Origin of the sequence: Salegentibacter salegens, from assembly GCF_900142975.1 — a bacterium.
Lineage (GTDB): Bacteria > Bacteroidota > Bacteroidia > Flavobacteriales > Flavobacteriaceae > Salegentibacter > Salegentibacter salegens.
Genome location: NZ_LT670848.1, coordinates 49,354 through 69,420, shown reverse-complemented (window position 1 = coordinate 69,420; position 20,067 = coordinate 49,354). Strand labels below are relative to the sequence as shown.

Here is a 20,067-nt window from a genome sequence, read left to right as displayed (position 1 = left end):
TTTACTTTAATTCAAGTTTCTTTTGAAGCAGATTTACAATTCTGTTAGCAGCTTCTTGCAGATTTTCTTTTTCAGTATTTATTTCAATTTCAGGGTTCTTCGGTTTTTCATAAGGAGAATCAATTCCCGTGAAATTTTTGATTTCACCCGCTCTTGCTTTTTTATAAAGTCCTTTTACATCCCGTTTTTCACAAGTTTCCAAACTCGTGTTTACAAACGTTTCTATAAAATCTTGCTCGCCAATAATTTCTTTCACTAAGTCCCTATTCGCTTGTTTTGGGGAAATAAAAGAAGCCAACACTACTGAGCCTGAAGACACCAATATTTTAGCAACTTCAGCCGCTACTCTTAGATTTTCTTCCCGCTCTTCAGGACTAAAGTCCAGCTCTTTATTTAACCCATTTCTTAGACTATCGCCATCCAAAACAAAGGTTCTAACTTTCTGTTCATATAGTAGTTTCTCTACCATATTTGCAAGGGTTGATTTTCCCGAACCGGATAATCCAGTAAACCAAACAACAAATGAAGTATGATTACTCAGTTTGCTCCGTTCTTCCCTGCCCAGGGAAAAATTAAATGTTGTGATGTTATTCATTTGCCTTCTTTATTAGATCAGGTTTAAATTTATCTTCGTGAAGATAACATAAAGCTTTTTTTCACAACCTTCAATGAACTAACTTTTCCTAATACCAAGCCATATTTTATAGATATAGAGTTACTGGAGATTTGAAACTATAAAGGAGTTGTTCAGCAGGTTTTTTCTATTATAAACCATTTCCATTTCAGTTTCTTTATCTATAACCTTTAATCCAACTGCTTTGCAAATTGCATGACCAGCGGCTGTATCCCACTCCATAGTAGGTCCTAACCTTGGATAAACATCTATAAGTCCTTCTGCAATCAAACAAAATTTAAGCGAACTTCCCTTCGGGATAACTTTCACGTCCTGATCATATTTTTCTTTTATCGCCTCGATGAAGCCAAGCGTTTCTTTATTAATATGAGACCTACTTCCTGCAACATTTATAGTTTTTTGAACAAAACCAGGAAATATTTCCTGGGCATTTTTGCTCAAATCTTCTACTTTTTTTTCATCATCAATTACAACCTTAAAAGATCTTTTCGCTTTAACATCTCCATAGTAGAGTTCCTTACTTACCGGAATATAAATCACTCCAAAAACCGGTTTATTATTTTCTATAAGTGCGATATTAACTGTAAATTCACCACTTTTTTTAATAAATTCTTTAGTGCCGTCTAAAGGATCTACAATCCAGCATTTATTCCATTTATCTCTTTCAGAAAAAGCAATTTCCTCATTTTCCTCACTAATAATTGGAATCCCAGTAGATTTTAAAAAATCGTTTATTATAGCATTTGCCGATTTATCTGCAATGGTTACCGGCGAATCATCTTCTTTAAGTTCTACCTGAAAATCATCATTTTTATAAATGTTCATTATTTCTATACCGGCCTTTACCGAGGCCTGTATTGCCACAAGAAAATCCTCTATAATCTCATTTTGAATTTCACTTTTCATAAATTTCTTTTTTGGCAATATCATAGCTACGTGGCAAATATAATATTTCCCATTAGTCTATCGAATTAATAGGTTTTTAATTATTCAGATTTTTTGAATTTTTATTAAAGTGTGATTTTCTTTGGGAATTATAACAGAATTGAAGAACTCAGGAAAATTAAATTACGAATCTTTACAGTGCTAAAATGTTATTAGGAAGCAAAAATTATCGGAAACTAAAAAACACGCATCGCTAACATTACACCAAATTCATTAAATACTTCCCATATTCACTTTTCTCCAATTCAGAAGCAAGATTGCGCAACTGCTCTTTATTGATATATCTTTTACGAAAAGCAATTTCTTCAGGGCAGGCTACTTTTAAACCCTGTCTTTTTTCTATGGTTTGTACAAAATTAGAGGCCTCTAACATAGAATCGTGCGTACCGGTATCTAACCACGCGTATCCCCTGCCCATAATCTCAACTTTTAATTCTTTCCGGTTCAGATAGTCCTGGTTAATACTGGTGATTTCTAATTCCCCCCGGGCGCTGGGTTTGCATTGTTTAGCAATTTCTATTACTGAATTCGGATAAAAATAAAGTCCCGTTACCGCAAAATGACTTTTGGGTTTTTCCGGTTTTTCTTCAATACTAAGTGCATTCCCGGTTTCATCAAAATCTACTACCCCATAACGCATTGGATCTTTTACATAATAACCAAATACAGTGGCCTGCCCGGATTCTTTACAGTTTCTAACCGCATTCTCCAGTAAACCGCTAAATCCCTGGCCGTAAAAGATATTATCTCCTAAAACAAGGCATACGTCCTCGTTTCCTATAAAATTTTCTCCAATAATAAAAGCTTCAGCTAAACCATTTGGCTTTGGTTGTTCCTCGTAAGACAAATCCAGCCCCCAGGCTTCTCCATCTCCCAGCAGTTTTTGAAAATTAGGAAGATCTTCTGGAGTTGAAATAATAAGGATTTCCCTTATACCCGCCAGCATTAAAACCGATAACGGATAATAAATCATTGGTTTATCATAAACCGCCAGCAATTGTTTTGAAACACTTTTGGTAAGTGGATATAAGCGTGAACCGGTCCCCCCGGCTAGAATAATTCCTTTCATAAATACTGCTTTTTATAATACTCTTTATAACTTCCCGAAATCACCGCCGCTATCCATTTTGGATTCTTAAGATACCATTCAACTGTTTTCAGCAAACCTTCTTCAAAGGTAACTGAGGGATCCCAGCCGAGTTCCTTGTTAATTTTACTGGCATCAATAGCATAACGTTTATCGTGGCCGGGACGATCTTTTATAAAAGTGATTAACGCTTCAGATGCTCCCTCATTCCTATTAAGTTTCTTATCCATAATGCTACATAACAACCTGATTAAATCAATATTCTGCCATTCGTTGAATCCGCCGATATTGTATGTAGATTTATTTTTGCCTTTGTGAAATACTAAATCAATAGCCCTGGCGTGATCTAGCACGTACAACCAATCGCGTGTATATTTTCCATCTCCGTAAACCGGCAATGACTTATTTTCGATAATATTATTGATGAATAACGGAATAAGTTTCTCTGGAAATTGATTTGGCCCGTAATTATTGGAGCAATTTGAAATTACGTATGGTAAATTATAAGTCTCTCCATAAGCTCTTACAAAATGATCTGAAGCTGCCTTGGAAGCCGAATATGGGGAATTTGGCGCATAAGAAGTGGTTTCTGTGAACAATCCTGTTTCTCCCAGGGTACCATAAACTTCATCGGTACTAATATGATAGAATAATTTATCTTCCAGGTTTTCTTTCCAGATTTCTAACGCGGCTTCCATTAAATTTAGGGTGCCGGTAACATTGGTTTCAACGAATATTTTCGGATTAGAAATTGATCTATCAACGTGGGATTCGGCTGCAAGATGAATTACACTATCAAATTTATATTTCTGAAATAGTGTTTTTATTTTATCGGCATCAGTAATATCGGCTTTTAAAAAGTGATAATTTGAGGCATCCTCAATATCTTTAATATTCTCAAGATTGCCTGCATAAGTTAAAGCATCTAAGTTGAATATCTGATAATCTGGATATTTATTTACAAAAAGCCGTATTACGTGAGAGCCGATGAATCCAGCCCCACCGGTGATAAGAATATTTCTTTTAGAAGAGTTCATTTAAAAAATATAGATTTCCTTTCAAAGATAGTTTTTCTAAGCACTTTTAAAAACTGCCTTTAAACTTGTTTCTTATAACGTAACCTCTAAAAATCTGTAGATTCTAAATGAATTAATTTAGTATTAATGGTTTTGTTTATTGGTTGCTTTCCTCCAATACGATTTTCTATTCTATTTACTAACAAATCAACCGCTTGCTCGCCTATTTCCTCGGGGAATTGCTCTACGTAACTTATAGATGGAGTTAGAAAACGGGCCACATCGGCATTTAAAAAGCCAATTACCTTTAAATCTTTTGGGATGATAATTTTATTCTCATAAGCCAATCTATAAACCATCATCGTACTCACAAAATCGGTGCATAAAATCGCCTCTACCTTATCTTCTACCAGGAGTTTCTGTGTTTTTTCTCTTAAGGAATCGGGTTTTGATGAATTCGCTATATAAAAATCGTTTTCGTTTTTTAAAGCATTTCGATAACCGGTAATTCTAAGTTTACCTACACCTAAATGATGAATTGAGGTAGCAATGCCTATTTTTTTTATACCACGAGCTTGCAACATACGCGTTGCTTCTTCTAAACTGTACTCATCATCAATCCCTATTTTATCTACCTGGAGATCCAGGTTTATCCTATCATATAATACTACCGGAATATCGTAATCTACAAGGTTAAAAAGATGGTCATACTCTTTTTTACGTTGTGTTTCTTCTGAAATGGCTATAAGTACCCCATCCACAAAACCAGAGGTTAACATTTCAGCAATTTGCTGTTCCCGCTCCAGTTTTTCATTAGAAATATAAGTAATTACCTGTAACCCAGATTTCTGAGCCCTGGCCTCAATACCTAATAGTACATTGGCAAAAAAAGTATTTGAAATATTGGGAATAATCACTCCTATAGTTCCGCTTTTACTACTTTTCAAATTTACCGCTACGGGATTTGGGCGATAATTATGAAGTTTAGCAAGCTCCTTTACACGCTCTGCTGTTTTAGGACTAATTTCGGCGCTATCGTGCAAAGCTTTAGAAACCGTAGAAACCGAAACATTAAGTAATTTTGCCAGTTCCTTTAAAGTGATTTTATTTTTCATTTTGCTGAATTCTTAATAATGGAATACTTTTCCTTATTTTATTTTAACGAAATCGCTAATCTGCAAATATCCAATAAATTCATGAGTTAAGAAACCCTCACTTCGTAAAAATTTTGCTTGAAGATCTAAGGCTTTATAAAAAAATTATAAATCTATACAGATATCTCCCGAAATATAGGGAATTCAGACAAAACGCTGGCAATTCCAATTTAGCCTAACATCACTTTCATCCTATTATTACTAATATTGATTTTCTAAAGAATCTTCATATGTTTAAATTTGTTCCTCAAAATTCAATTTTTCTTTATGAAATTCCGTAAATCTTACTGGCTTTATATAATTGCTGCTGTTATTACCATTGTAGGTTTACTAACAGGATGGTATTTCTTTCTTTTACTGGTTTTTCCTTTAGGTGTTTTTAGCTTCGGAAATAATAAAAATCACGACGATAATTAACGGCAATTCTGCTTTTATATCAGCTACAGGTAATTCCGCTAAAGCCTTTAAAAATAAGGCTTCATAAGGAGTTAAACTTATCCTAAACAGCTTTTATAATTTGCATATCAGGGCCTGTAAACGTAATTTAACATTATTAATCAGTCAAACAATTTAAGATGAAAGATTACGGAACGCTTTCCCAGGCGATAAACAAATTAAAATTAGAAGAAGGCTATGAACACGATTTCAACCTTCTGGACGAAGAAATAGAGCTTAAAGCAAAAAAAGAAACCTTTGGAGTTGAAGATTTTGATGTAGATAAAGTACTTCGCTTTGAAGGAATGAGCAATCCTGATGATAATGCTATTCTTTATGCAATAACCACTTCTAAAGGGTATAAAGGAGTTTTAGTTGATGGCTACGGAATTTCTAGCGGCCAGGTTTCTAAAGAAATGATCGCAAAGCTTGATCTAAAGGAAAACCGTCCTTTAAATTAGGCTTCGTTAAACTTCTATTAAATCAGTCATTTTTGTTGGCTGGACTTTCTAACTATTATATTTTTGTATTGAAATTTTAAAAACCATAAATTAAAACTATGAGCTATTTAGGACTCGATAAAGAAAAAACAAGTAAAACTGTAGATGAATTAAACGTTCTTCTGGCAGATTACCATTTATATTATCAAAAACTTAGAAATTTTCACTGGAATGTAATCGGAAAAAACTTCTTCGATCTACACGAAAAATTCGAAGAACTATATGATGATGCCAAATTAAAGGTTGATGAGATTGCAGAACGTATTCTTACTTTAAGATATACACCAATTAGTAATTTAACCGATTATCTTAAAACTTCTAACATCAAAGAATCTAAAGCAGATTTAACCGATTATGAAATGATTGAAACCCTGCTTAAAGATCACGGCACTTTGCTGAAGCAAATGCGCTCTGTTGTAGAAACCGCAGATAAAGCAGGTGACGAAGGTACAATAGATCTAATTGGGGCTTATATTAGAGAATTAGAAAAAACAAGCTGGATGTTAGATGCCTGGAAAATGAAAACTACAGACTCTCATAAGTCTAGCTAATAAATAAAGATTGGAAGACGAATTTAACCTTAGAGAATCCCTGGAAGGGATTACCGCAAAGTTAGTAAGTTGGCTTGATGCATTAATTCTAAATTTACCCAACTTCTTACTTGCAGTCCTGGTTTTTGTAATATTTATTTTTCTGGCCAAATATACCGGCCAGTTACTAAGCAAACTCCTGGGAAAACAGGTTAAACAAGATTCTATAAGACAAATAACCGTTAAGGCGAGCAAAGCGATTGTGATCCTTATCGGTTTTTTTATTGCCCTTGGAATTTTAGACCTTAACAAAGTCCTTACTTCCGTTCTTGCCGGTGCAGGGGTTGTTGGTTTGGCTATAGGTCTTGCGCTCCAGGGAACATTAAACAATACTTTTTCGGGAATTATTTTAAGTTTTTTACCCGAACTACAAATTGGCGATTGGATAGAGACCAATAATTATGCGGGGGAAGTTACTGAAATCAATCTGCGTAATATTGTTGTAAAACAAGCCGATAATAATTACGTGGTAATTCCCAATTCTAAAATTGTAGAAGAACCTTTTAAGAATTTTTCCAGGACAAACCGTTCCCGCGTAGTATCCAAACGGCTAAGTACATCTTTTGTAAACTTCAGATAAATTCTAGCTTGCCACAAAAAATAAATGGATAAGCAAGCCAGTATGTTTGAAATAATCAAGGAATGGGAAATTAGTGGTTTAAGTAAGAAAACTTTCTGCCGTAACCATGGGATAGCCCCCAGTAAGTTTTTTTACTGGTTAAAAAAATGGAAAAACACAAAAGAGGAAGCTTTTGACGGTTTTGTAAAATTATCTCCTGATAAAGCAGATTTTTTCCAATCTCAGTACCGCCTTAGGTATCCTAATGGCGTGCAATTAGAGGTTTCCGGTATTGGTTTGGGTCAATTATCTGCACTGATCAACCTGTAGCTTATGTTCAGTTTAAGTTCTTCCCACCGGTATTATCTCTATAAGGGAGCTTGTGATATGCGCAAAGGATTCCACGGCCTATCGGGATTGGTAACCGGTAAGATGGGAAAAGATCCTATTAGTGGAGATGTGTTTATTTTTATCAACCGCCGGGCCACCCACATCAAACTCCTGCACTGGGAATCCGGGGGTTTTGTCATTTATTATAAGCGCCTGGAAAAGGGTACGTTCTCCCTGCCCAAAGGCCTGCGATCAGGAGGTGTGAGTTGGGGCCAACTGGTGATGATGATTGAAGGGATTAAAGCAGAAAAACTGCGTCACCTTTCCAGGTACAACCCTCCCAAACCCCTTGTTTTTGCTGATAAAAATGTAAAATAATTGTTGCTTTAAAGGCTAAAAAACCGTACTTTTATAGTATGGAAAAAGCCCTTGAATCCTTCTCAAAACAACAATTGTTGGCCCTTATAAAAGAGCAGTCCCAAGAGCATTCCAAAGCGATCGCTTCCCATAAAAAAGAGCTTCAAAAATTTCAGCAAGAATTAAAGCAACAGGAGAAAGATTTAAAACAAGCAGACAAGGAACTTGCCCGGGGCGATGAGCAACTTCGTAAATATTTAAGCAAATCTGGGGTTCTTGAAGAAAAAGTAGCTTATCTGGAAAGCCAGCTGGATATGTTTCGAAGGATGCAGTTTGGTCAGAAACGCGAGCGTTTTGAGGATAAGGATCAGTTGACCCTGCCTTTTGAGCCCAATACCCAAGAACTTCAAAACCGGGAAGAAGCCTTTACTGAGAAGATTACCTACCAGCGCAAGAAGAAAAATACCAATCATAAAGGCCGCCAGCCATTACCAGACCATCTCCCGGTAGAAGAAGTGAAGATCTATCCCCAGGAGGATATCTCCGGAAGGAAATGTATCGGTCAGGAAGTTACCGATGAACTGGACTGCGAACCTGCACGGTTTTTTATCCGCAGGTATATTCGGTATAAATATGCCCACAAGTCTGGCGAAGGTGTGGTCATTGGGGAACTACCGGAGCGGGTGATCGATAAAGGTATTGCCGGGGCCGGACTTGTAACTTCCATATTGGTCGATAAATTCTGTGACCATTTACCACTTTACCGGCAGCTTCAGCGTTTTAAAAGGGAAAAGATACCCATTGCTCCTTCTACTATCAATGGCTGGTGTGCCAAAGGGCTCGACCGGATTGTTCCTCTCTTTGAAGAATTAATAGCAGATGTAAAATCCCAAGGCTACTTGCAAGTAGACGAGACGACAATAAAAGTCCAGGATGAGGGAAAAAAAGGAAAAACCCATCTGGGTTACTATTGGGTATACCATAGCCCGATCGATGGAAATGTAGTCTTTGACTACCAGCCTACCCGTGGGCAAAAGGCACCTGTCCATATGCTGAAAGACTTTAAAGGCTATCTTCAGACAGATGGTTATGTAGTGTATGATGAATATGCTAAAAAGGAAGGGGTAACCCATCTAGGATGCTGGGCTCATGCCAGACGTTATTATGAAAAATCCTTGGATAATGATCCGCAAAGGGCAAAACATGCCTTAAGGCAGATACAATGTTTATATGCCATTGAAAGAGAAATCAAAGAAGCTAAGCTGGGCCCTGAAGACACCAAGGAGCTTAGGCTGAAAAAGGCACTACCGGTGATCAATGAATTGGGGAAATGGATGACCCAGCAGCTTGCCCGCACCCTGCCCAAAAGTCTGATAGGAAAAGCCCTTGCCTATAGCGTCTCCAGGTGGGATGCGTTGTGTGCATACCTCTATGACGGCAATTTACGTATTGACAATAATTTAATAGAGAATAAAATCCGAACCATTGCAATCGGTAGAAAAAACTACCTATTTGCCGGGTCCCATCAGGCTGCGCAAAGAGCCGCAGCAATCTATTCCTTTTTTGCCATCTGCAAAAAACATGAGGTAAATCCTTACCAGTGGTTAAAATATACCTTAGAGAATATCATGATCATCAAGTATAAGGATATTAAGAATCTCTATCCCCAGAATTACAAAAAATTACAGCTGAATAAATAGGCAAAAGAACTGCTTACAAAATTATTCAAGTTTTATAAGGGGTACTTAGCCGAATGGATACCCCGCGTAATGCTAAATTGTGGAGTGGGTTATTCTTCTAACCTGGAAAAAGTAAAAGAAATGACTATTGAAACTATTTCTGAACATTTCCCTTCTCGTGGAAATGAACAGGTAGAATTTATGTTTACTGAATTTGGAGATAGCTCCATCAACTTTGTAGTGCGTTTCTGGACTGATGTTAAGAAGAACCGCGACATTTTAATTGCACGGGATATTGCTATTATTCAAATTAAGAAAACTTTCGATAAGAATGGTATCAACATCCCATTCCCTATTCGAACTATCGATTTCTCTAATACTTTGAATATGAAAAAACCGGAATAAATTGAAAGTTTAATTTCAGCATTTTTCAGCGCTTATTTCTATTCCTTTTATTCTAAAAACAGTATACATTTGGGGTTAGTTGAATATTTTAATTTCTTCTTCAACTTAATGCTTTTTAATCTCTCCTCTTGAAATTTATAATTCATTCTTACTTACCATTTCATTTAGCAGAATGAGTCCTGTTGTTGGTTCGATAGAACACTTCTAGTTCCAGAACAGTAGGATTATTAAAGGCTTATATTGCGCTATAAAATTAACCGGCATTAATACTGCATCAAAAAAAACTGCCGGGAAATTTCTTCCCGGCAGCTTATAAAATCTATCTTATACTATTATTAAAACTGAAATCCGAAGCCAAAAGAGAATCGGTAGCCATCGTCACTTCTAAAGAGGCTAAAGGTTCCGTTAACAGCGTCTGCACTATTTACCCAGAAGCCCACTCCATAACTGTCGTGCCATTGGTTACTGTCTTCAAAATCGGCCCAAACTCTACCTAAATCATAACCTCCAAAAACACCAATTTGTAAGGGTAAAAACCTGGTAGTAAATTGATCAAATCCGTACCTAAGATCTGCCCCGGTTGCAAAAGCACTTTTCCCGGCAAAACGTTGTAAACGATATCCTCTCAATCCACTCTCTCCACCTAAATGTGCAGCCTGATAAAACTCATAATCATCACCCATATTTAAATGAGCCTGGACCCTTGTTTTTAAAACCAGTTTGCGGTTTGTGGTAAGTGCATTATAAAAACCCCAGTAAGGTTTAAAATATCCATACACCTGGTTGGTTTCTGCGGTATTTATTTGCCCTCCCAAATTCAGTTCAAACTTCATTCCCCTGCTTGGATTCAGGTTATTATCATAACTTTCGTAACGATATAAAGCATCTAATCCCGCAAAATATTTTCTGTCGAAGAAATCAGGATCCTCTGTTTCAAAATTTTCGGTAATAAACCTTCCTTCGGTGGCTTCCACTTTATTTCCTTCAAAAGTAGCCATATACCTAAACAGGCTACCAAAAGGTGTTTTATTTTCAAACCCTGCCTTTATCCCAAACCGACTTATTTTCACACGGTTGTAATCAAAATCTAATTCATCATCAAAATTTGGAGTTTGATTTCCGAAGCCAAAAAAGTTTCTGGCAAAATTCGGGCTGGCATAATCGGCACCAACTTTTAAATTATAATTTCCAAGAATATTGGCAAATTCACCTTCGTAGTAAAGATCAAAACCATTGGTGGCAAAATAATATCCACCGCCAAATGTATGCTGGGCGGTAAACGGATTTCGCTTAAATGCATTTATGGTGTTTACTACTTCCAGTCCTATTTTAAATCCGTCATCGGGGTTAAATCCAAAACCGGGTAAAATAGCTCCTGTGGTAAAGTTCTTTTTATCCTTATCGTAAGTATTAATTTCATAATCATCGGTAAATCTAAACTTAGCACCGCCAGCTTCTTCTATGGTATTTGGTTTAGATTTGTGGTCGTAAATCTTGAGCCTGTTATTATTTTTTATGGTATAAATATCATTATTCTGGCCCCCAATTATTCTTAAGAAGATATAGTTATCACCCTCGCCCTCTACTTGAATTTTATCATCATCATCCAGGGCATATAACCAAATCTCATCAGTATCTTCTTTATGATAAATTTTATCACTTAAAACATCAGCTCTTTCACCACCTTTGTTTCTACTAATTTTAATTCGGGTTTTTCCATCTTTCATTCGGGTAACGTCTACAAAATCGTCTTTATCTGTTCCCGTAACAATTGCCAAATCGGCAAAGTGATCGTAATAACGCATTGTAATATCTACAATATTATCCCGTCTTGCTTTTACCTTTTTAATTAATTCTCTAGTAGTATCATCGTAAGTATCAGGCGGAAGTTTTTTGAAAGCTTCTTCAATAACTGCATCGGTCATATTTTCCTGGATATATTCAGCTTGTTCTCTCCAGGTTTCTTTACCTACATTTTGAAGCAGGGAACGATCTAAACCAGTTGCTGAAACATTAAACCATTCTACATTGTTTATATCTTCATCGTAAACTGCAAATTGAGAAGCAAAGCCTGTTAAAGCTCTTAGCGTTCCAAAAAAAGCACCATCAAAATTAGAGAATACCTGGTCTCTGTCCCTGGGAATTGGTTCAAATATACGGTTACCTTTTTCATCCTCAATTTCAGCCCAGCGCCATTGATCCTGGTGCCTGTCCCAATCGCCAATAAGCATATCAAATATGCGCGCTTTTACATAGGCCGGTTCGTCTAACGAATATTTTTCGTCTCTGCGCAAACGGTCAAACATACCGGCAGTACTTTGAATATCGTGGTTGGGAGATCCAAAACTCTCTGCACCCAACCAGTGATCTTCGGGACGCTCCTCTATCATATAAATAGCATCGCCGTGTTCTTCATTATATTTCCCTAATTTGGGCTGTTTTGGTAAATAATAAATTTCGGGATTAGTGTGATGCACGCCAATAGCATTAGCCATAGTAGGAATAGCCAAAAATGCATATGGATGTGCTGCGGTATAAAAATCTGAAATAATATCTTCGGCTACCGTGTTTTCCAACTGGGTTTCAATAGGAGTATTTTTAAAAGCAACCGTTTGTAAAAATTGAACAGCTTTCTTCTTAATGCGTCTAAAGTTATATTCCCGATCCAGACTATCTTTCATTCTAATGGAAATAGTTTGGTGGCCACCACCGGCCCTCATTGGGGTTAAACCTCCGTAAAGTGTTTCCAGGTCTGCCACTTCTAATGTGATATCTGTCCCGTAAAGTTCACGATATCGCTCTCCCCAAACCGTTCTGTGAACCGATCCCTTATCGGTTTCATTCTCAGGGTAAACCGAGGTGGTAATGGTTTCATCAAATTCTTCTGGAAATTCAGAAACATCAAATTCTTTGGGAGCTTCAAATATTTCCTTCTGAAATATTAGGTCTGGTTTGTTATCCTTATTGCCATAGAAACTAACCCAGGTTGAACCATCTTTGAATACATCGTATACTGCAAATCCTTGTTCAGGATAAGCGAAAACCCCATCGTTACTTAAAGTCGCGTAAGTTGCTTTTGAAGTTGAACCCGAAACAATTTGTTTAATTTTCCCATGTTCAATATACTGCAAGGAGTGTTCGTGACCACTTACAAATATTAATCTATCAGATTTCTGGCCTAAAGTTTCCAGGCGTTTAACTAAAGATTTATAGCGTTCGTTTTGTGCATCTTGAATAGAAACACCACCTGTAGTTCTAATTAAGGTGGCCAGGGAACCTAAAATTGGTACTGGAATTTTCTTTTGAGAAGGATAAATATGACGGTTAAAATTGTATTGACCGCCGTGAACGCCGTTAGTAAATAACGGGTGATGTAGCGCTACAATTATATTTTTGTTCTGGCTTTTTTTAAATTCAGTTTCTATTTCAAGAAACATCGCCTCGCGGGTTTTTATTTCAGCACAATCATCGTTTATGGTAGGACTTTTATCCCAATCTTCAAGATACCACTGTGAGTCTATTACTATTAAGGTAATTTCTTCGCCAATATCCATAATTTCCAGGCCGCAACCTGTTTTGGGACTCCATATTAAATCCTCCCCAAATTTTTCCTTTAAATATTCTTCTTCTCTTTCCAGCCCGCCAATACGTTCATTATACCAATCGTGATTACCGGGTATAAAAAGTACATTTCCATCATAATCTTCAATGGCATCCAACTGCGCATCTATTCTATACTCGGCAGCTTCCCTATCGGGATGACCTTCTTCAGGCATTCCGTCGGGATAAATATTATCTCCCAGAAAAATGGTATAATTATCTGATTGTTTTACGGAATCTAAGTAACTTTTAAAGGCGATGAGGCCTTTAGAGCTTCCACCCATTGGGGAGTAGCCACCGTCTCCTAATAAATAAAATGATTTTTCAATTTCTTTATCCTGGGGATACCCAAAATTAGAAGTAAGTTCTCCTTCACGGTATTTAGGATCTGATGAAACACAAGAAAAAATCACTAACAGGGCAGTTAGTGACATAAAGATGTTAGTTTTTTTCATAAATGATATTGAACATTTTTTGTACTTTGGCGAAACAAAAACAAGCTAAAATATATGAATAATCTCATTGAGAAAGCAGATGATTTTGTTTTAAATCTTTTCAAGGAAAAATTACCGAACACGTACATATACCATAATTACAAGCATACAGAACGGGTGGTTAAAAGTACTAAAGAATTAATTGCCAATTCTGAAATTAATGTTAAACAAGAAGAGGCACTATTGCTTGCAGCGTGGTTACACGACACCGGATATACCCGTACCTTTAAGGGTCACGAAGAGGAAAGCGTAAAAATTGCAGAAGACTTTCTAAAGCAAAATAATGCCACTCCAAAGCTCATTGAGGATGTTCTAAAATATATAAAAGCAACTAAATTTGACTCCAATCCAGAAAGTCTTCCCGGGAAAATTATAAAGGATGCAGATTCCTCGCATTTTGCTAAAGAATATTTTGAAGAAACCAGCGAACTTTTAAGGCAGGAATTAGAACTTCATAATATCAAGAATTTTACAACCGGAGAGTGGATTCAGGAGAACATTAGAATGTTCACCGAAAAGCATCAATTTTATACCGATTACGCTATTGAAGAATGGGGTCCCAAAAAGGAAGAAAACCTGTTGGAGCTCATTGGAGATAAAAATAAACAGGAAAAGAAACTAAAAAAAGAAGAAGCTAAAGCGCGTATGAAAGCGCGTTATAAAAACGATAATCCCGAACGAAGTATTCAAACGCTTTTTAGGGTCACCCTTAGAAACCACATAAAATTAAGTGATATTGCCGATACAAAAGCCAACATTTTACTTTCGGTAAATGCAATAATTATTTCCCTGGCGCTTGCTAATATGATTCCGAAATTGGATGCTGCCAGTAATAAACACCTGCTTATTCCTACCCTTATCCTTATTTTGTTTAGTGTGGCTTCAATAATACTTTCGGTATTATCTACCAGGCCGCAAGTTACCAGTGGAGAATTCACAAAAGAACAGGTTAAAAACCGGGAAGTAAACCTTCTTTTCTTTGGTAATAGCCATAAAATGCCTTTTGAACAGTTTAAATGGGGTATGAAAGAAATTATTAAAGATAAAGACTATGTCTACGAATCTTTAATGTTAGACCTCCACTTGCTGGGCAAAGTTTTACATAGAAAGTATAAAATTCTAAGAATAACTTATACGGTGTTTATGATTGGAATTATTGTTTCGGTAATCGCTTTTGTAGGCGCTTTTTACTTAATGTAATTCTTCCATTAGATTCTCATAAGTAATAGTTCTATCGGGTTCATTGTTATCGGGTGTATATAAAACGTTTATTCTAATGGCTTTGAGCCCAACTACTCCCTGCACATCCTCAAGTTCCAGTAACTCCAAATTCTCACCCAGGTAATTCTTGGTTTGCAGATATTTAATATACCTCAAATATTCCTTTTCATCTCCACGCTGGCTATAAACAATGGCTATTTTTCCTTTTTGGGTAATGCGTTCTTCGGTACCTTTTATAAAAGATTTATCTATTCGTTTTTTTATAATTTCATAGCGAGCATTATAGGTGCCATCTACATCAAATTTCTTTTCATCCATTCGGTATCTTATAGACATTGTAGAGCTATAAACCAGTATTAAAGAAGCGGCATCAAGCTTAATTGGCGTGGTTTGTTGCAATTGATAAAAGCGGTTTTCCATCTCGCACATAGTACTCAGTTGCCAAAGCCTTAAATTGTATAGATACACCTTATTAAACGGCCGGTCTTTCACCATAGATGCACCAATATAAATATTATGGTCTACCCCATCGGTCTTGTAACGTTCAAAATAATGCGGATAAATCTTTTGTGCAGCAATTTGTTTTCTGTCTAAAAAACGAGACATAGTGCGGTTAATTTGCTGTACAGTTTCATCGTATTTTTTGCGATCATTGTAAATTATTCCCGTTTCTGGATTTAATTGATTTTGATATTCTTCAACCGCTTTTTTTAATTCAGAAGATTGTTTGCTTAGGTGACTCATAATAGGATTTACCTCTTTCTGAAGCAAATTAAACACCTTTTGTTCACTGGAAGCATTCAAACTACTTTCCAGCTCTTCCATAAAATCGGAAATTCTGAATTTCACCTGTTCGTAAATAGGAAGTTCTTCTATATTATAAGCTTTATCAATTATAGACTGAATTATTTTTAATTGATGAAGCAAGTCTTTTTGTATAGCATCATTTCGCGCATCTGAAGAGGCTACCACGTCTATTTGACCGTATAATGGATAAATATCTTTAAAGACAATATCTTTAAACGATGCCAACCCGTCATCATCATAATCCCTAATATATTTCTTGGCTTCTTTTTCAAAAACCCATAGCACACTGGGGTGTATAGATGTACATTCACTCTGGATTACGGCTTTAACCCTATTTTCAAAATCGCTGCGATTTCTATCTACCGCAGTGGCGATATAAGGGAGAATTTCATCTAACTTAATGGTATTAATACTATTAAGCTGATTCTTTTTCTTCGCCACCAACTCTAAGATTCCCAGCAAACGGTTATTTTTAACAACCGGGGCCAGAATACAGCTTTTTACGTCCCCTTCTTTTAATCGCCTGGAGAGGATATTATTTTCCGTTTTTTTGGCATATTCGTCTACGTTAGCAATGCTAAAAAAACTGTGATTTTTAAAAATATTGTTGAAACCTTCTTCACAAACTCCCTTTCTACATTCACTCACCAATTCGTCATTTAAAATATAACTATTGGCTTCTTTATATTCCATTTTTTCGAACATTTCGTCCTGCGGATTATAAATAGTAAAACCTACTCGAAGATCTGGGATTTTGTAAATAGACCTGAAAATTTCTTCTAATTTTTGGAGTTCATCCTTTTCTGAAGATTTTTCAAATAGTAAAGCAGTTTTTAATTCAGATATGGCGTCATCCATAGTAACATCGGTAAGGTTCACGATCGTAAACCCTTTAAACACCCAACTATTAGGCGGGAATTTTTTACGCCATAAATCTATATCCTCAACATTTTGCAGGAGTTCATCTACATCATCATCTGTAATTTTTTTGGCATTTTCTTTAGGGTATATATCAATAAAATCTCCGTTTAAAGCAATGCGATACCGCCTGGTTATGCCCTGTTCATCGGGTATATCAAAATATAAAGGCCGGGAATAATCTATTTTATAACCGTAATAATCGTTTAAAATATTAATGCATTCCTGCACGTACACCGTTTTGTTATCCAGATTTCTTATCTCGAGCTCAAAATCGTCTGGAGTAGCCTCCATTATTTTCTTTAAACGCTTAGACCTATTAAATAAGAAATTTTGAAAGGGTATGGAAGCTGCTTTAATTTCATTATTGGTAAGTACGTTGGGAAAAAGATCGTCTAGCAAAACCCTAACTGCCTCTTTATAATTTTTTAGTTCTTCAAAATCTTTAATTCCTTCTATTAAAGCCGGAAAAGCTTCTACATGCTCTAGAATATTTTTTATATAATTTCGGGAAATTTCATTTTCTTCACACTTCAGCTGCTTTTTATACTGCTCAACAACTTTATGAAAACTAATTTGAATCTCAAAAGGTAAATTTTGTTTCTGTTCTTTCATAAATAAGTAATATCAGTTAAAATTACATATTCCTCAAGGCTTACAAATCTACAGGGTTTAAATTAACAATTTTTTATAAGATTTGGAAGGTATTGCCATGCCAGATGCTTATTTTTGCCTTAAACAAAACAATTTTTATGCGTAAAATTATAGTAATGCTGGCGGTTGCAACCGTATTTGCCTCCTGCCAGGAAGATAAAGGATATTTCATTTCTGGAAGTGCTCCCGAAATGGAGAACGGAAAGATGGTCTATGTTTCTGAAATTGACGAAAACACCAATCGTCCAAAAAGAATAGATTCTACCACGCTGGAAGACGGCGAATTTGAGTTAGATCTTCAGGATCCTGAAACTCCAAATTTAAGTTTTCTTGAATTTGAAGGCTTACAGGGAAATGTAATTTTTATTGCTGAAAATGAAAAAATAAACTTTAAAGTTTATAAAGATAGCCTGAGAGCTTCTAAAGTTAACGGCGGAAAAGAAAACCGTTTATTATATGAATATTTAGGCCATCTTAAAAATGTAAATGAAGAGGTAACGAAAGGCCGTACCGAAATGCAAGCGGCTTTTCAGGCACAGGACAGTACAAAACTTACTACGCTTCAGGAAACAGAAAATGAAATTATAGATAACGATAAAGTTTATAAGAAAAAAATCGTTAAAGAAAATCCCGATTCATTTGTTTCTATAATGGTAATTAGCGATATGCTTAGAATGAAATCGTACCCGGCAAACGAGATTAAAGAAATGTTTGACGGACTTTCTGAAGAAGTGAAAAATACCGCTATTGGGAAGCAAATTACTCAAAATCTTGAAAGAGAAAATAAAGTAGCGGTTGGTAGCAAAGCTCCTAATTTTACCGCTCCTACTCCAAATGGTGACGAACTTTCTTTAAAAGACGCGATGGGAAAAGTAACGGTAATCGATTTTTGGGCGGCCTGGTGTAAACCCTGCCGTGTAGAAAATCCTAACCTTGTTAGAACTTATAACAAATACAAAGACGATGGCCTAAGTGTTATTGGTGTTTCGTTAGACCGTCCCGGCCAAAAAGACCGCTGGATAAAAGCTATTGAAGAAGATGGATTGCCCTGGCACCAGGTTTCCAATCTTAAATTTTGGCAGGATCCTGTTGCGCAACTCTACGGAATTCAAGCCATTCCCGCAGCTTTTGTTTTAGATGAAGAAGGTACTATTGTAGCCCGTGATCTTAGAGGTGACGATTTAGATAATAAAATTGGAGAATTACTTAATAAAGGATAATATTTTGAGTTTTTTCCTCACAAAAAAAGCGCCCTGGTGGCGCTTTTTTTATTTGGTAATTTGTTAATCGTTATTCCATAAGTAACTGAAAAGCTACATTTACATCTATGCTTATTTCCATTTCCCCGGGTGCAATAGTCTCCTGGTTAGAAGCTTCATCTGCAGAACCTTTTATTCTCATAGAACCATAAACCGGTTGGTAATTATTACTGCTTCCTTCACTAATCATAAAAGCTTTTCCCACTGTTTGCCCTAATGGTTCAGCAAGTGCTTCAGCTTTTTCCTTTGCATTTAACACCGCTTTTCTTCTGGCTTCAACCTTATGCTTTTCAATATTTGAAGATTCAAATTCAATTCCGTTTATTCCGTTAAGGCCATTTTCCAGTAAACCTTTCATTATAGATTCATATTTGCTAATATCTTCTAACGTAATTGAAATCGCCTGGTTTGCTACATAAGTATACGTTTTATCGTTATAATTATAGCGTTTATTCAAATTGATATAATTAGTGTTGATATTTTTTTCGGCTATCCCTTCAGATTTTAAATATTTAATCACTTTATCTACCACCTCATCATTTTGAGATTTTACTGACGTAGCGCTTTGGCCTTCGTGTTCAATTTGTGATTTTATCGTGACTTTATCGGGGGCTACTTTTACAATTCCTTCACCGGTAACATGAATTCCGGTATTGTTGTTTTCATTTTGAGCCTGCATTGCAAAACCGCTAACTACGGCAATAAGTAAAATTAATTTTTTCATAGGTGATTTATTATTAGTTGAAAACTCTATTACAAGAAGAGTACCAATTTAGATTTTTCCCATTTTTTGCATAACAAATAAGAAAACAATGGGAAGTGCCAGTAATAATACCATTAGCAAATGTTCTTCAAAAACCCAACTGGCCAACAGAAGGGTCAATAAATATCCGCCTACTGCGCCGCCAAAATGAGCATCGTGACCAATATTACCAACCTGGCGTTTCATACCGTAAATAGTATAAAACAAATAGCCTATTCCAAAAATATAGGCCGGAATGGGAATAATAAAAAACAAACCAAGCATCATATCGGGTCTCAAAAGAATTGCCGAATACAACACACCCATTACCGCACCACTTGCGCCTACCGCTGTATAATGCATATCTTTTTTATGAAAATAATAAGACAGTAAATTTCCCAAAACCAGGCTGGCCAGGTAAACAATTATAAACCCAGCGATTCCCAGAAAAAAGATCACTGAATTGGCGAAAAAATAAAGCGTTAGCATATTCACCAAAAGGTGGGTGGTATTTACGTGCAAAAATCCTGAAGTAAGAATTTGATATTTAGCACCGCGATTTATATCGGCAATATTAAATTTATATTTCTGAAAAAAAGAATCGTCTTTAAATCCTTTGAATGAAACCAATACATTTACACCAATAATTATAAGGGTAACCAGGTTTAATTCTCCCATAGT

The 20,067-nt window shown here is 36.0% G+C and carries 19 protein-coding genes; 10 read left to right on the top strand and 9 right to left on the bottom strand.

The features are described 5' to 3' along the window. Position 1: 1 nt before the first annotated feature. The 5 genes from cysC to B5488_RS00255 all read right to left on the bottom strand — a co-directional run bounded on the left by cysC (position 2) and on the right by B5488_RS00255 (position 4,797). Positions 2–595, bottom strand: a complete 594-nt coding sequence (gene cysC / locus B5488_RS00275) for an adenylyl-sulfate kinase (protein WP_079733460.1) — start codon at positions 593–595, stop codon at positions 2–4. A 120-nt stretch (positions 596–715) separates the two neighbouring features. Next, positions 716–1,540 carry a 3'(2'),5'-bisphosphate nucleotidase CysQ gene (gene cysQ / locus B5488_RS00270; RefSeq protein ID WP_079733459.1) on the bottom strand — a complete coding sequence of 275 codons (825 nt, stop codon included), beginning with the start codon at positions 1,538–1,540 and terminating at the stop codon, positions 716–718. A gap of 238 nt (positions 1,541–1,778) precedes the next feature. Then, the gene (rfbA, locus tag B5488_RS00265; RefSeq protein WP_079733458.1) at positions 1,779–2,648 is read right to left on the bottom strand and encodes a glucose-1-phosphate thymidylyltransferase RfbA; all 870 of its coding nucleotides are present in this window, start codon (positions 2,646–2,648) and stop codon (positions 1,779–1,781) included. Further along, the gene (gene rfbB, locus B5488_RS00260; protein ID WP_079733457.1) at positions 2,645–3,703 is read right to left on the bottom strand and encodes a dTDP-glucose 4,6-dehydratase; all 1,059 of its coding nucleotides are present in this window, start codon (positions 3,701–3,703) and stop codon (positions 2,645–2,647) included. The genes rfbA and rfbB overlap by 4 nt, the downstream gene beginning before the upstream one ends. A gap of 86 nt (positions 3,704–3,789) precedes the next feature. Further along, the gene (locus B5488_RS00255; RefSeq protein WP_079733456.1) at positions 3,790–4,797 is read right to left on the bottom strand and encodes a LacI family DNA-binding transcriptional regulator; all 1,008 of its coding nucleotides are present in this window, start codon (positions 4,795–4,797) and stop codon (positions 3,790–3,792) included. A 306-nt stretch (positions 4,798–5,103) separates the two neighbouring features. Here B5488_RS00255 and B5488_RS17950 point away from each other — a divergent pair, with 306 nt between their 5' ends. The 8 genes from B5488_RS17950 (at position 5,104) to B5488_RS00220 (ending at position 9,691) form a co-directional block, all read left to right on the top strand. Further along, a complete protein-coding gene (locus B5488_RS17950) occupies positions 5,104–5,253 on the top strand; it encodes a hypothetical protein (RefSeq protein WP_170065302.1) in 150 nt (49 codons plus the stop codon). 158 nt (positions 5,254–5,411) lie between these two features. Beyond that, positions 5,412–5,732, top strand: coding sequence for a phosphoribosylpyrophosphate synthetase (locus B5488_RS00250; protein ID WP_079733455.1), 321 nt, complete (start codon positions 5,412–5,414; stop codon positions 5,730–5,732). Positions 5,733–5,830: 98 nt separating this feature from the next. Next, positions 5,831–6,322, top strand: coding sequence for a Dps family protein (locus B5488_RS00245; RefSeq protein ID WP_079733454.1), 492 nt, complete (start codon positions 5,831–5,833; stop codon positions 6,320–6,322). Between the two features lie 10 nt (positions 6,323–6,332). Continuing rightward, the gene (locus tag B5488_RS00240) at positions 6,333–6,941 is read left to right on the top strand and encodes a mechanosensitive ion channel family protein (RefSeq protein WP_079733453.1); all 609 of its coding nucleotides are present in this window, start codon (positions 6,333–6,335) and stop codon (positions 6,939–6,941) included. Positions 6,942–6,965: 24 nt separating this feature from the next. Then, positions 6,966–7,250, top strand: coding sequence for an IS66 family insertion sequence element accessory protein TnpA (gene tnpA, locus B5488_RS00235; protein ID WP_079733452.1), 285 nt, complete (start codon positions 6,966–6,968; stop codon positions 7,248–7,250). A gap of 3 nt (positions 7,251–7,253) precedes the next feature. Next, positions 7,254–7,628, top strand: a complete 375-nt coding sequence (gene tnpB / locus B5488_RS00230) for an IS66 family insertion sequence element accessory protein TnpB (protein WP_079733451.1) — start codon at positions 7,254–7,256, stop codon at positions 7,626–7,628. Positions 7,629–7,666: 38 nt separating this feature from the next. Beyond that, positions 7,667–9,307 carry an IS66 family transposase gene (gene tnpC, locus B5488_RS00225; protein WP_079733450.1) on the top strand — a complete coding sequence of 547 codons (1,641 nt, stop codon included), beginning with the start codon at positions 7,667–7,669 and terminating at the stop codon, positions 9,305–9,307. A gap of 69 nt (positions 9,308–9,376) precedes the next feature. Next, a complete protein-coding gene (locus B5488_RS00220; protein ID WP_079733449.1) occupies positions 9,377–9,691 on the top strand; it encodes a mechanosensitive ion channel family protein in 315 nt (104 codons plus the stop codon). 335 nt (positions 9,692–10,026) lie between these two features. Here B5488_RS00220 and B5488_RS00215 read toward each other — a convergent pair whose 3' ends face one another. Beyond that, on the bottom strand, positions 10,027–13,746 hold the full coding sequence (locus B5488_RS00215) for a metallophosphoesterase (RefSeq protein ID WP_079733448.1): 3,720 nt from the start codon (positions 13,744–13,746) through the stop codon (positions 10,027–10,029). Between the two features lie 54 nt (positions 13,747–13,800). Here B5488_RS00215 and B5488_RS00210 point away from each other — a divergent pair, with 54 nt between their 5' ends. Further along, entirely contained in the window at positions 13,801–14,985 is a 1,185-nt protein-coding gene (locus tag B5488_RS00210; RefSeq protein ID WP_079733447.1) for a Pycsar system effector family protein, read from the top strand. On the opposite strand, the gene B5488_RS00205 is transcribed toward B5488_RS00210, so the two are convergent. Then, positions 14,977–17,346 (bottom strand): GAF domain-containing protein, encoded by a 2,370-nt coding sequence (locus B5488_RS00205; protein WP_079733446.1) that lies wholly within the window; start codon positions 17,344–17,346, stop codon positions 14,977–14,979. The genes B5488_RS00210 and B5488_RS00205 overlap by 9 nt on opposite strands. Positions 17,347–17,483: 137 nt before the next feature. On the opposite strand from B5488_RS00205, the gene B5488_RS00200 reads away from it, so the two are divergent. Beyond that, positions 17,484–18,605, top strand: a complete 1,122-nt coding sequence (locus B5488_RS00200; protein WP_079733445.1) for a TlpA disulfide reductase family protein — start codon at positions 17,484–17,486, stop codon at positions 18,603–18,605. A 70-nt stretch (positions 18,606–18,675) separates the two neighbouring features. Here B5488_RS00200 and B5488_RS00195 read toward each other — a convergent pair whose 3' ends face one another. Then, a complete protein-coding gene (locus B5488_RS00195) occupies positions 18,676–19,368 on the bottom strand; it encodes an SIMPL domain-containing protein (protein ID WP_079733444.1) in 693 nt (230 codons plus the stop codon). A gap of 48 nt (positions 19,369–19,416) precedes the next feature. Next, entirely contained in the window at positions 19,417–20,064 is a 648-nt protein-coding gene (locus tag B5488_RS00190) for a rhomboid family intramembrane serine protease (RefSeq protein WP_079733443.1), read from the bottom strand. Positions 20,065–20,067: the final 3 nt, after the last annotated feature.

What these genes read in the sequence shown, in the direction of transcription:
- B5488_RS00245 (WP_079733454.1), top strand. Translation starts at nt 5,831, where the DNA reads ATGAGCTATTTAGGACTCGATAAAGAAAAAACAAGTAAAACTGTAGAT.
- B5488_RS00215 (WP_079733448.1), bottom strand. Translation starts at nt 13,746, where the DNA reads ATGAAAAAAACTAACATCTTTATGTCACTAACTGCCCTGTTAGTGATT.
- B5488_RS17950 (WP_170065302.1), top strand. Translation starts at nt 5,104, where the DNA reads ATGAAATTCCGTAAATCTTACTGGCTTTATATAATTGCTGCTGTTATT.
- B5488_RS00205 (WP_079733446.1), bottom strand. Translation starts at nt 17,346, where the DNA reads ATGAAAGAACAGAAACAAAATTTACCTTTTGAGATTCAAATTAGTTTT.
- B5488_RS00195 (WP_079733444.1), bottom strand. Translation starts at nt 19,368, where the DNA reads ATGAAAAAATTAATTTTACTTATTGCCGTAGTTAGCGGTTTTGCAATG.
- B5488_RS00255 (WP_079733456.1), bottom strand. Translation starts at nt 4,797, where the DNA reads ATGAAAAATAAAATCACTTTAAAGGAACTGGCAAAATTACTTAATGTT.
- cysQ (WP_079733459.1), bottom strand. Translation starts at nt 1,540, where the DNA reads ATGAAAAGTGAAATTCAAAATGAGATTATAGAGGATTTTCTTGTGGCA.
- rfbB (WP_079733457.1), bottom strand. Translation starts at nt 3,703, where the DNA reads ATGAACTCTTCTAAAAGAAATATTCTTATCACCGGTGGGGCTGGATTC.
- tnpA (WP_079733452.1), top strand. Translation starts at nt 6,966, where the DNA reads ATGGATAAGCAAGCCAGTATGTTTGAAATAATCAAGGAATGGGAAATT.
- B5488_RS00190 (WP_079733443.1), bottom strand. Translation starts at nt 20,064, where the DNA reads ATGGGAGAATTAAACCTGGTTACCCTTATAATTATTGGTGTAAATGTA.
- cysC (WP_079733460.1), bottom strand. Translation starts at nt 595, where the DNA reads ATGAATAACATCACAACATTTAATTTTTCCCTGGGCAGGGAAGAACGG.
- tnpC (WP_079733450.1), top strand. Translation starts at nt 7,667, where the DNA reads ATGGAAAAAGCCCTTGAATCCTTCTCAAAACAACAATTGTTGGCCCTT.
- B5488_RS00220 (WP_079733449.1), top strand. Translation starts at nt 9,377, where the DNA reads ATGCTAAATTGTGGAGTGGGTTATTCTTCTAACCTGGAAAAAGTAAAA.
- B5488_RS00200 (WP_079733445.1), top strand. Translation starts at nt 17,484, where the DNA reads ATGCGTAAAATTATAGTAATGCTGGCGGTTGCAACCGTATTTGCCTCC.
- B5488_RS00210 (WP_079733447.1), top strand. Translation starts at nt 13,801, where the DNA reads ATGAATAATCTCATTGAGAAAGCAGATGATTTTGTTTTAAATCTTTTC.
- rfbA (WP_079733458.1), bottom strand. Translation starts at nt 2,648, where the DNA reads ATGAAAGGAATTATTCTAGCCGGGGGGACCGGTTCACGCTTATATCCA.
- tnpB (WP_079733451.1), top strand. Translation starts at nt 7,254, where the DNA reads ATGTTCAGTTTAAGTTCTTCCCACCGGTATTATCTCTATAAGGGAGCT.
- B5488_RS00250 (WP_079733455.1), top strand. Translation starts at nt 5,412, where the DNA reads ATGAAAGATTACGGAACGCTTTCCCAGGCGATAAACAAATTAAAATTA.